Source organism: Saliphagus sp. LR7, from assembly GCF_003344565.1.
Taxonomy (GTDB): Archaea; Halobacteriota; Halobacteria; order Halobacteriales; family Natrialbaceae; genus Saliphagus; species Saliphagus infecundisoli.
Genome location: NZ_QPND01000009.1, coordinates 1 through 11,321 on the forward strand (window position 1 = coordinate 1; position 11,321 = coordinate 11,321).

11 protein-coding genes and 1 tRNA gene are annotated in these 11,321 nt (G+C 69.0%); 6 read left to right on the forward strand and 6 right to left on the reverse strand.

What is annotated here, in order from left to right:
- The 3 genes from tnpA to DVH23_RS13100 form a co-directional block, all read right to left on the reverse strand.
- Positions 1-261 (reverse strand): IS200/IS605 family transposase (gene tnpA / locus DVH23_RS13090; RefSeq protein ID WP_114577886.1); only part of this gene is annotated, 261 nt, incomplete at its 3' end.
- 663 nt (positions 262-924) lie between these two features.
- Positions 925-1,395, reverse strand: coding sequence for a YbaK/EbsC family protein (locus DVH23_RS13095; RefSeq protein WP_114577887.1), 471 nt, complete (start codon positions 1,393-1,395; stop codon positions 925-927).
- Between the two features lie 71 nt (positions 1,396-1,466).
- Positions 1,467-2,819 carry a tRNA pseudouridine(54/55) synthase Pus10 gene (locus DVH23_RS13100; protein WP_114577888.1) on the reverse strand — a complete coding sequence of 451 codons (1,353 nt, stop codon included), beginning with the start codon at positions 2,817-2,819 and terminating at the stop codon, positions 1,467-1,469.
- Between the two features lie 82 nt (positions 2,820-2,901).
- On the opposite strand from DVH23_RS13100, the gene DVH23_RS13105 reads away from it, so the two are divergent.
- A complete protein-coding gene (locus tag DVH23_RS13105; RefSeq protein WP_114577889.1) occupies positions 2,902-4,182 on the forward strand; it encodes a S1C family serine protease in 1,281 nt (426 codons plus the stop codon).
- A gap of 87 nt (positions 4,183-4,269) precedes the next feature.
- Here DVH23_RS13105 and DVH23_RS24265 read toward each other — a convergent pair whose 3' ends face one another.
- On the reverse strand, positions 4,270-4,428 hold the full coding sequence (locus DVH23_RS24265) for an HVO_A0556 family zinc finger protein (RefSeq protein ID WP_198667925.1): 159 nt from the start codon (positions 4,426-4,428) through the stop codon (positions 4,270-4,272).
- A 99-nt stretch (positions 4,429-4,527) separates the two neighbouring features.
- On the opposite strand from DVH23_RS24265, the gene trmY reads away from it, so the two are divergent.
- The 4 genes from trmY to DVH23_RS13125 all read left to right on the forward strand — a co-directional run bounded on the left by trmY (position 4,528) and on the right by DVH23_RS13125 (position 6,335).
- Positions 4,528-5,121 carry a tRNA (pseudouridine(54)-N(1))-methyltransferase TrmY gene (gene trmY / locus DVH23_RS13110; protein WP_114577890.1) on the forward strand — a complete coding sequence of 198 codons (594 nt, stop codon included), beginning with the start codon at positions 4,528-4,530 and terminating at the stop codon, positions 5,119-5,121.
- Positions 5,121-5,522 (forward strand): CHY zinc finger protein, encoded by a 402-nt coding sequence (locus DVH23_RS13115; RefSeq protein WP_114577891.1) that lies wholly within the window; start codon positions 5,121-5,123, stop codon positions 5,520-5,522. The genes trmY and DVH23_RS13115 overlap by 1 nt, the downstream gene beginning before the upstream one ends.
- Positions 5,523-5,598: 76 nt before the next feature.
- Positions 5,599-5,671 (forward strand) — tRNA-Pro (locus DVH23_RS13120).
- Between the two features lie 307 nt (positions 5,672-5,978).
- Positions 5,979-6,335: a hypothetical protein gene (locus tag DVH23_RS13125; RefSeq protein WP_114577892.1), complete on the forward strand. Its 357-nt coding sequence runs from the start codon at positions 5,979-5,981 to the stop codon at positions 6,333-6,335.
- Between the two features lie 27 nt (positions 6,336-6,362).
- Here the strand turns inward: DVH23_RS13125 and DVH23_RS13130 are convergent, their stop codons facing one another.
- Both DVH23_RS13130 and DVH23_RS13135 read right to left on the reverse strand, forming a co-directional pair.
- Positions 6,363-7,682: a sodium:proton antiporter gene (locus DVH23_RS13130; RefSeq protein WP_114577893.1), complete on the reverse strand. Its 1,320-nt coding sequence runs from the start codon at positions 7,680-7,682 to the stop codon at positions 6,363-6,365.
- Positions 7,683-7,730: 48 nt separating this feature from the next.
- Entirely contained in the window at positions 7,731-9,134 is a 1,404-nt protein-coding gene (locus DVH23_RS13135) for an MATE family efflux transporter (RefSeq protein ID WP_394342633.1), read from the reverse strand.
- A 239-nt stretch (positions 9,135-9,373) separates the two neighbouring features.
- Here DVH23_RS13135 and DVH23_RS23570 point away from each other — a divergent pair, with 239 nt between their 5' ends.
- Entirely contained in the window at positions 9,374-11,206 is a 1,833-nt protein-coding gene (locus DVH23_RS23570) for a carboxypeptidase-like regulatory domain-containing protein (protein ID WP_157972398.1), read from the forward strand.
- Positions 11,207-11,321 lie beyond the last annotated feature (115 nt).

Here is an 11,321-nt window from a genome sequence, read left to right on the forward strand (position 1 = left end):
ATTGTACTTCCGCGAACTGATTCCCTTGAACCAGTTGGCGAGAAGTGACGGGGCGTGCTTCGGTGGGCTACTCACGAACAAATGAACGTGGTCGGGTTGGACGGTGAGGTCAACAATCTCCAACCCTTTCTCGTCGGCGATTTCGTGGAGTATTCGGCGCACACGGTCTTCAACCTCATTACCCAGTACCGAGTTTCGGTACTTCGGCAACCACACTATGTGGTAGTTGAGGGTGTAGGTTGCGTGCCGTGTGGTCTTCATCCGTACTACACACTATGGAAGGCGACCGTCTTAAAACCACCGAGTGCAGGGGAAATCCAGCCGTTCGTAGCAACATAGCCCAGACGCACTATGCCTACCGCTCGACCCGCGCCTGAAGACGCGGGTATGCGCTCGCACTATGTATCAACGACAGAACACGGAGGTCAGTTAGATAAATACTGCGTGTGAACGTCCCATATGATAAAACGCAGCCCCGTGACTGTTCCGATTACACCTAATACGGGAAGCAGAAACGGGCTCCCGCGTTCATTACATCCATCGTTCCAGATGAGTCCACCTCCTCGGAGAGGACCACCCGTTCCGGGTGGAACGACCCCTTCGATCGAACTCCGCGTCGGGTGGATGCCGATCATATCACAAATCGCACTGTCAAACTGACAGGCAAGTGCCGTCTGTGAGGAGAACACAATGGTCGCAACGAGCATCAGCAATCCGAAGGCAAAAATTCCGTAACTGGCGTATCCGGCCGATATCGAAGCCATATCTCAGCTATAGACACATATTCGAATTGATGTTTTAGGATTGACTAGTCTCGGAGGTCTTACTCGTTACCGATCGCTCAGTCGGCACCTCCACTGAACAGGATCGCCCTCGGACGTCCTCGCGAAACCGATTCGGTGAACCGTCCACGAGTTCCTGGGACTACTCGACCACGTCGGCGGGCCTGGCCCCCGCGAACTCGACCAGCCGCTCGGGGTCGATCGGGAAGACGGCCTCGGGGGTGCCGGCGGCGGCCCACACTTCCTCTTCCGCGAGGAGCGTCTCGTCGACGAGCGTCGGGACGTCCCCGTCGTGACCGAACGGCGGGACGCCCCCGATGGCGTAGCCGGTGGCCTCCCGGACAGTGTCGGGATCGGCCATCCTCACGTCTCCGGTCTCGAGTTCCTCGGCCACCTTTGCCTCGCTGGCCCGGTTGGCACCGCTGGTGACGACCACGATCGGATCGCCGTCGGCGACGAAGACGAGCGCGCTGGCGATCGCCCTCACCTCGCAGCCGACAGCGGCCGCGGCGTCCTCGGCGGTCTTCGTCCCCTCGGGGAACTCGTGGATCGCGAGGTCGATGCCGAACTGATCGGTCACGCGGTCCCGAAACTCCCGGGCTCGCCGGTGCATACCGAGGTCGGACGGGGTGGGGGAACATGATCTCCACGATCCGGCCGAACCGTGTGTGTTCGGCGCCGAACTCACTCGCCGTCGTCGAGGAAGAACTCCTCGCGTTCGAACGGCTCGTCCTCGCCTTCCACCGCGAGGACGTCGAGGGCCGTCACCTCCGCGTCGGTGCCGAGCAGGCCCGCGAGGCTCGGCTCGGTCCGGTCGTCGTCGCCGCTTATCAGCTCCTTCACGTAGAGGCCCCCCTCGCCGTGGATCTCGACGTCGGCCCGGGTCGGCTCCTCGAGGTCGCCGCCGGCGTCGTAGACGGTCCGCTCGCGGACCATGCTCGCCCGGCGGTGATCGACCCGCTGGGGCGTCTCCTGGGCGACGGTCGTTCCCCGGAGTTCGGCGAGGGCGCCCTCCAGTTCGCCCTCCTCGACCGGCTCGCCGAAGGCGACCTCGGCCCGATACCGCTTGCTCGCCGCGTGTTCTTTCACGCGCTCGACGGTCTCGTAGCTCGCGAGCCGGAGGCCGGAGACCTCGACGCCCACCTCCGATTCGTTGATCGCCGTCTCGACCGGCGCGAGCTCCGGCGAGCGGTTACGGGGGCGTTCCACTTCGAGGACGAAGGGCCGTCCCTCCCCGAGCATCCGGGCGTCGACGTCCTCGCGGCCCGCGCCGTGGAAGGTGCCCGCTTCGCCGTCCATCGCCTCGACGACGTGGGGGCGGACGACCTGCTCGACGCTCGTGTCGTACATGTAGCCCGAGCCCCCGCAGTGGTCGCAGGGCTCCTCGCCGTCGTCGCCGAGCTGGACGCCGCTGCCGCCACACTCCCGGCAGGGCCACTCGGTCTGGGGGATTTCGCGTTCGCGCTTGCGGTAGCGCCCGTAGACGAACGCGGGGTTGACCTGGACGTCGACGGCGTGGCCCGTCACGGTGCCGGTCTCTATGACCTCCCGGGGGTCGAACGCCTCGAGATCGATCACGGCGAGGGCGTCGGGTCGGTCGAAGTCGACGTCGGCCCCCTCCAGGCGGGTGCCGACCCGGCGGCCGACCTCGCGGTTGCGGTCGCGATTGAGTGCGTCGCCGGCGTCGGCGGGGAGGCCCGCGTCCTCCCGGAGGAGGCGGTCGTTCTCCTCGACCAGCGGCGGCGTTCGGGTACCGACCTGGTAGCTCCCGACCGAGAACCCCTCGAGGGCGGCGACGACGGCCTCGGCGAGCGCGTCGGCGACCTCCGGGGCGCAGTAGCCCTCACAGACCCAGCAGTCGACGGGGGAGACCGGCTCGTGGGGCTCGTCGTCCTCCAGGGCGATCGTCGTCCGCAGTGCCCGCCCGCGCTCGGCGTTCGTCAGCCCGAAGCTCCGTTCGGCGAAGGGGCGTCCGAGACAGGTCGCACAGACCGGCCCCGTCCCGGCGACCGCGCGGGCCTGCTCGAGTATCGTCATCGCCTGTCCTCGGGACGGGCGGGGTAACACGTTTTCCCTTCGACGCCGAGGATTCAAGTCCGTCCCGTCCCTCGACGAGGCCATGAGTGATCCCCGAGCGGGCCCGGACCTCGGCCGGCGACGGCTTCTCGCGGCCGTCGGCGTCGCGTCTGCGAGCGCGCTCGCCGGCTGTTCGAACCCGCTGAACCAGGCGGGGACGAACGACACGGACGATGCAAACGAGACGAACGGGAGCGCGACCAACGGGACCGACGCCGCCACCGGGACGAACGAGACGGACGCGAACGGGACCGCGACGAACGGAACGGAATCCAACGGGACGGCGACGGAGGCGGGCGAGAACGCCACCGATCCGGCGGCGGACGCGGACGTCTACCACGAGGTCTACGAAGCGGTCGTCGGTTCGGTCACGTTCCTCCAGGTCGGCGGCGTCGAGGACCCACGGACCGGCAATCAGGGCCAGGGACAGGGCTCGGGCTTTCTGTACGACGACCGCCACGTCGTCACGAACCAACACGTCGTCGTCAACGGCGACGAGGTCGACGTCCGCTACACCAACGGCGACTGGGCGACGACCGAGATCCTGGGCTCGGATCGCTACAGCGACCTCGCCGTCCTCGAGGTCGATCACGTCCCCGAGGACGCAGAGCCCCTCGGCCTCGCGACCGATTCCCCCCGGGTCGGCCAGGAGGTGCTCGCGATCGGGAACCCGTTCGGGCTCGAGGGCTCGATGAGCCAGGGGATCGTCAGCGGCGTCGATCGCACCCTCGAGATGCCCGGCCAGGGGTTTGCCTACCCGAACGTCGTCCAGACCGACGCCGGGATCAACCCCGGCAACAGCGGCGGCCCGCTCGTCGATTTAGAGGGAGAGGTCGTCGGCGTCATCAACGCCGCCGGCGGCGACAACGTCGGCTTCGCGATCTCGGCGGCGCTGACCGACCGGGTCGTTCCCGCCCTGATCGAGGAGGGCGAGTACCGCCACCCGGTTCTGGGGATCAGCCACGTGCCCGTCGATCCGACGATCGCCGAGGAGAACGACCTCCCGGAGGCCGACGGCGTCATCGTCTACGACGTCGTCGATGGCGGCCCCGCCGACGGCGTCCTCGAACCGTCGCCCAACCAGGTCCAGCGCGGCGGGAGCGCTGTCCCGGTCGGTGGCGACGTCGTTCTCGAGCTCGCCGGCGAGTCGACCCCCGACGGCCACGCCCTCGCGCGGGTCCTCGCCCTCCAGACGAGTCCCGGCGAGACGGTGCCCGTCCGGGTCTACCGCGACGGCGAGGAAACCACCGTCGAGGTCACCCTCGGCGCCCGCGCGGAGATCGCCGAGGAGATGGGGACGGGATCCGCGTCCCAGTCGCCCTGACGACGGGGGCGCGCCGTTCTCGCGACCTCACGGCGCTCGCGCCTGCCTCCCGCGGACTCTCTGAGTCCGCGCCTGCCTCCCGCGACCTCACAGCGCTCGCGCTGCCGGCGTCCCACACTCCACACAGACGACCGCCCGATCGCCCTTGTAGCGCTCGCGAACGAGGTCGCCATCGCAGTACGTACACGCTCGCCCCTCGAGCCTGGCGAACAGTTCGCGGGCCCCGCCACGCTCGGCTCGTGCCATGGGCCGGGCTCCGCCCGCGCGAGGGGAAACGCCTCCCCATGCGTATGCAACCCGCACGCGAAACGAGGCTCCTATCCCGCCGGCCGCCCTCGTGCCGGTATGCGCCAGTTCGTCTGCCTCGGCCACGAACTCCCGACCGACGCCGACTTCTCGCTCGACGACCTCCCCGGCGCCGGTCGCCTCGACGCGCTCTGCCGGTCGATCACCGCCGCCCTGCTCGTCTCCCACGACATCCGCGAGGACGTCCGGGTCCACGTCGTCTGCCGGGACGAACTCGCGATCACCTTCGACGGGAGCGAGCTGCGGCGGCTGAACCCCGACGAGCGAAGCACTGCAGCCCTGGTTCGGACCGCCCTCGACGCCCGCGAGGAGGCCATCGGCGCGATGCCCGCCGAACCGAGCCCCGGGATCTCCCTCTACAGGCGGGGGCTCGAGGCCACCCTCGATGCGGTCGCCGGCGAGGGGCCGCTCCTCACGCTCCACGAGGACGGCGACCCGCTCGCGGAGACCGAGCCGCCCGCGGATCCCGTTTTCGTCCTCTCGGACCACCGCGACTTCACCGAGCGCGAGGGCGAGCTGCTCGCCGAGCGGGCCGACCGACGGCTCCGGATCGGCCCCACGAGAGTCCACGCCGACCAGGCGATCACCGTCGCGCACAACTGGCTGGATACCGACGGCTACACGGCGTACTGATGGACCGGGAAGCGGGGGACGGCGGGCGGGGCGACGACGGCGACCGGCGGACGACCCCGCCGCCGGAGACCGACGACCGCTTTTCGGTCCCGCTGCGGGGCGTCGCCGTCGATCGCGAGACGCGGTGTGCCCACTACGACGACCCGGTGGACGTGATCGCCTTCCGGTTTCCCTGCTGTGGCGCCTACTACCCCTGTTTTTCCTGCCACGAGGAACTCGCCGACCACGACGGAGAGCGGATCCCCCGGTCGGCGTTCGGCGAGCCCGGCGTGCTCTGTGGTGCCTGCGGCGCGACCCTCTCCGTTGAGGCCTATCTCGCCTGCGACGAGGCCTGTCCCGACTGCGGGGCCGCGTTCAACCCCGGCTGCCGTCGCCACCACGACCGGTATCTCGAGACATAGCCCTCGCCTGCGGCCCGGTCCTCGAGGGTCGCAGTTCCGGAAACGTTAAACGATCAACGGGCGTTAGTCCGCCTGCGGGCCGGTGGGGTAGCTTGGTATCCTTCGGCCTTCGGGTGGCCGTAACCGCGATTCGAATTCGCGCCGGCCCACTTTTCCCGCACCGCGATACGAGGAGCGCAGCGACGAGTCCGAGATGCGGGTAAATGGACCCAAGCGGATTCGAGCACGGCGGACGAGCGAAGCGAGTCCCCAGGAGTTCGAATTCGCGCCGGCCTACTTCTCGTACCGTGATCGACCGGAGTCGCGCTGTTGCCTGCCCGATTCGTCTCCGCCCGGTTCGTCCCGTCCGAGACTGGTCATTGCTCGTGGACATCTCCTCGCGAGAACCGTTGAAGGGGTCGATATCGGCCGTTGCAAGCACTACCTTGTTTACACTCCTCGTGGACGATCCTGGGCATGGTCGTCGCATCCATCATCGTGTTCGTCGTCAGCCTCCTGATCGGCGCGCTGGGCATCTACGTCGGTGCCCGGGTCGTCACGGGGGTCGAGGACTACACCTACGCGATCGTGACCGCCCTGCTGGGAGCGATCGTCTGGGCGGTCGTCGGCTTCTTCTTCGGGTGGGTTCCGCTGCTAGGGCCGATCCTGGTGTTCATCGCCTACCTCGCGATCATCAACTCGCGGTATCCCGGCGGGTGGATCGATGCCCTGTTGATCACCCTCGGGGCCTGGCTCACCGTCTTCGTCGTGATGTACGTCCTCGCCGTCCTCGAGATCGTCACGTTCGAGGCGGTGGGCGTTCCGGGATTCTGACCCGCTCGCGGTCCGCAGATCGCTCGATCAGCGGTCGTCGGAGTCGGGGCCGGGATCGGGGTCGCCGTGCCGGCGGCGGTCGATGGCGGCCATCGCCGGGCTCGCGGTGATCCCGTGGAGGACGATCGAGGCGAGGACGACCAAGCCGACGACCGCCCAGAGGCGCTCGGCCGCGACGAGGAGTTCGATTTCCGTAAACGAGGCGTGAGCGAGCGCAAAGGAGAGGTAGTAAAACGAACCGACGCCGCGGATCCCGAACCAGGAGACCGCCGCCCGGTCGGCCAGGGGGGCGTCCGAACCCGCGAACGCGAGCAGGCCCGAGAGCGGCCGGACGACGAGGAGGATCGCGAGCGCGACCGCGACGCCGGCCGGCGTCAGCGGGGCGAGCAGGCCGCCGGCGACCGCGCCGCCGAAGAGAACGAGGACGGCCGCCATCAGCAGGCGTTCGACGATCGCCGCGAAGTCGTGGAGCTCGCGGTGGTACTCGTGGGTCCACTCGTAGCGTCTGAGCGCGAGTGCCGCGACGAACACCGCCAGAAAGCCGTAGCCGCCGACCAGTTCGGTCAGGCCGTAGGCGAGCAGCGTCGTCGCGAGCGCCTCGGCGCCGGCCATCACCTCGGCCCGGCGGGAGGGCGCCGGCGAGCCGAAGACGAGCCGAGCCATCAGGACTCCGATCGCATAGCCGGCGAGGACGCCGACGGCGATCCGGTAGCCGACGTCGACGAGCGCCCACTCCGCGAGCCACCGCCAGCCGCCCGTGGCGGCGGGCCCGGTCGCCGCTGCGAGCGCGATCGCGAGGTAGGTAAACGGAAAGGCGAGCCCATCGTTGAGCCCCGCCTCGGACGTCAGCGAGAACCGTACCGACCCCCAGCGGTTCTCGGGCGCGCGCTCCTCTTCGACCTCGGTCAGGGGCGCACCGGCTTCGACGTCGGATGCCAGGACGGGATCGGTTGGCGCGAGAACCGCACCCAGCAAGACGGCCGTCGCGGGCAGGAGTCCGAGTACGCCCCAGCCCAGGAGTGCGGTCAGCGTGATCGTGACGGGCATCGCGACGGCGAGCAGCCGCCAGGTCGAAGCCCAGCCCGCGAGGCCGAACGGCCGGTCGATCTTCAGCCCCGCGCCCATCAGGGCGACGATCACGACGAGCTCGGCGAGGCGCTCGGTCGCCGCCGGGGTGGCGACCGGATCGACCGCGGGCGCGCCCGGCACGACCGTAAAGAGGACCGCGCCGAGGGCGACGTAAACGATCGGGAGCGAGAGGGGCTTCCCGGCGAGCCGCCGGGGGAGGACGATCGCCCCGAACAGCCCGAGGGCGACGATCACGAGGAAGACGTCATACGGACTCACTCCCGACTCTACGGCACCGGGGACGGTAAACGGGCGGCTTGCCGCGGGCTACGACCGTCCGGGACCGGTTTCGCCCTCCGCCTCCGCGCGCTCGTCGATCATCGAGGCGGCCGTCTCGAGCCAGTCTCCCCACCGGAAGCCCGCGGCGACGACGGCCGCCCAGCAGACGTAGGAGAGGACGATCCCGGCGTAGACCCCGGGGAGGCCGTAGCCGAGGGTGATCGCGAGCAGGTACGAGCCGGCGAGCATGAAGACGACCGTGCCGAGAAACCGGGCGTAGAACGGCGTCCGGGTGTCGCCGGCGCCCCGCAGCGCGCCCGAAAGCGGGAAGAAGACCCCGAAGAAGAGCATCGAGACGCCGAAGACCCGGGTGAACTCGACCGCGTAGGCCCTCGTCGCCGCGTCGCTCGTGAACACGCCCGCGAGCGGGGCGGCGGCGACGACGAGGACGACCCCCGAGACGCCCATCGTGACGGTCCCGAGGACGAGGATCGCCCGGGCAGCGAACCGGGCGCCCGCGGGGTCGTCCTCGCCGACGGTCTGGCCGACGACGATGCTCGCCACCGTCGAGAGCGAGCGGTAGATCGGCCCGGTGAGCTGCTGGTAGATTCGCCGGCCGATGTGGTAGGCGGCGTTGACCTCGGTGCCAAAGAGCAGGAGGAGGGCGTTGAACGGGAAGTTCGCCAGCGAGGTGCTCATCCCCTCGGCGAAGTTCGGGACGCTGACCGCGATCAGCTGGCGGGTGATCGTGGGGTCTCGAGGCCGGGTGAGCCCGGGCGGGGTCCGCTCGCTGGCGATCGCTCCGACCACCGCGACCGCCTCCAGCGTGCGGCTGACGGCCGTCGCGAGCCCGACGCCGACGATACCGAGGTCGGGCGCGACGGAGATCCCGAGGCCGAGGCTCACCGTCAGGAGGATGTTACAGACGTTCGCCGTCCCGTTGACGTACATCGGGGTGCGGGTGTCGCCCGTTCCCTGGAGCGCGCGGGCGCCGACGAGGCCGACGATCCGGACCGGCGCGGCCACGAAGACCAGCGTCAGATAGGCCCCGCCGAGCGTGACGACCTCGGTCTCGGCACCGAGCACCGCGATCAGGGAGGGGGCCGCGAGCAGGCCGACCGCGACGAGGGGAAGCCCACAGAGAAAACCGATCAGCAGCGCCTGGCTGACCGCCCGGTCCCGGTCCAGGTCGGCGCCCCGGCCGGTGTCCTGGCTCGAGAGCGCGATGGCGCCCGTCCCGAGGCCCAGGCCGATCCGCAGCGGGAGCTGGGCGTAGAGGTCGGCGAGGCCGACGGCGGCGACCGCCGCCGGGGAGAAGAGGCCGGTGACGACGACGTCGACGGTCCGCATCAGCGTGTTCAGCGTCTGCTGGACCGCGATCGGCCACCCTAGCCCGACGGCTCGCCGCCAGACCGCGAGCACGTCGTCGCGTCCCCGACCGAGCAGCGCCATCCACTCGCCCGGATGCCGACCCCGATAAACAGGCTGGCGGAAGGGGAGGGCCTTACTGGGACCGGCGCTAGGCCGGCTCCGTCCCGCCAGGAACTATCATAAATATTATTTTTCTGTGGACGAACCGGGCGTTCCTGCGAACGGGGTCGGGATGCGCGATGCTGCCGGGATGCTCCCGACGGGCACCGGTAACCGATCGCATCGGAAACGTTTTCTATCAGTGCTAACGAGTATCACGTATGCAACTGGATCGACGGGAGCTTTTGTTCTCGGGGACGACCGCCCTCGCCATCGGGCTCGCCGGCTGTGCGGCCGAGCCCCTCGACGGGGACGAAGAGGAGAACGAAACCGACGATAGCGATACCGAGGGCAACGACAGCGACGGCAACGACACCGACGGCAATGAGTCCGACGGGGAGGACCTCGGGAACGATACCGACGACGGCGGTCTCGACGAGAACGGAACCGACGAGACGGACGACAACGACACCGACGACAGCGACAACGGGACGAGCGACGGGTTCGGCGACGACGAGACCGACGGCAACGGGACGGACGACGACAACGATACCGACACCGACAACGGCACGGACGATGCCGATGGCGAGACGAACGGCACCGACGGCAACGAGTCCGAGGGCAACGACACCGATGACAACGGGACGGACGACGAAACGGACGGCAACGACACCGACGACGACCCGGCCGGCAGCGGGGACGTCGAGGCACCACCCCAACACCCGATCACCGTGACGGTCTTCGGCCCGGCGGGCGAACGGGTCGAGGGCGCGACGGTCCACGGCACCGGCGGGTCCCTCGAGGCCGACGTCTCGACGGAGTTCGTCGCCGAGACCGACGCCCAGGGCGTCTACACCGACGAGGTCTACGAGAACGAGTACACCATCGAGGTCAGCCACCCCAACTTCGAGTCGGCGACGGTCGATCACGTCCACGACGGCGAGAGCGAACTCACCGTCGAACTCGAGTCCGCCGAAGGCGAGCCCGACACCTCCCTGCTGCGGCTGTGGGTGACGAACGCGGTCGGCGACCCGATCGAGGGCGCCGAGGTCGCGGGCGTCGGCGACTCCCACCCCGCGGACATCCCCCTCGAGTTCTCCGGCGAGACCGACGGCGAAGGGCTCTACGACGACGTCATCTACGAAAACCAGTACACGATCGAGGTCTCACATCCCGACTACGTCACGAAGACGGTCGAACACAGCCACGAGGGCGAAAGCGACGTCGTCGTCGCCCTCGAGGCCGAAGGCGAGCCCGGAACCGCGGGACTGACCCTCCGGGTCGTCGACGGGAACGGCGACCCGATCGAGGGCGCCTCCGTCCTCGGGACCGGCAAACCGACCCCGGGCGACGTTCCCCTCGAGTTCTCCGGCGAGACGAACGGAAACGGGGTCTACGGCGACGTGATCTACAAGAACACGTACACGATCGAGATCGACCACCCCGATTACGCAGGGACGACCCTCGAACACGACCACCGGATGGACACCGATATCGAGGTCGAACTCCAGGCCCAAAGCGAGGCGGCGCTCACCGTCCGTGCGGTCCACCCCGTTTCGGGGGAGCCGGTTTCCGGCGTGACCGTCTCGGTCGCACGCGAGGACGGGACCGGCCGCGAACTCGAGGCCGAGACGGGACCGACTGGCCTCGCCTCCTTCGACGTCGAGCCGGCGGAGTACCGGATCGTCGCCTACGAGCGCGAACTCTACCGGACGAACCCGATGGCGACGGTCGTCACGGTCGGCGAGGACCCACGGACGGTCCAGGTTCGGGCGGTCGTCGAGCCCGAGGACTGTACCGCCCCGGTCGAGGTCGTCGACGGGGGGACGGGCGACCCCGTCGAGAACGCGACCGTCTCCGTCGACGTCGCGCGGCCCGACCACGGCCTCATGGAGAACCCGACGGGCGAGACGGGCGCCGACGGCACCGTCGAGATCACGACCTGGTGTGGCGAGTGGACGATATCCGCACGCGCCGACGGCTACAACCGGGTCCCCCAGGAACAGGCCCGGGTCGCCGGCGACCGCGACGAGCCGATCACGATCGAGCTCTGAGAGGGTCGGTTACAACGGTGTACCGTTCGATCGCGCCACCGTGTTGCGATCGACGGGGCACTGACTTGGAACCGATCCTATGAGCGGTCCGTTCGGTCCGCCGGGCATCCCGACG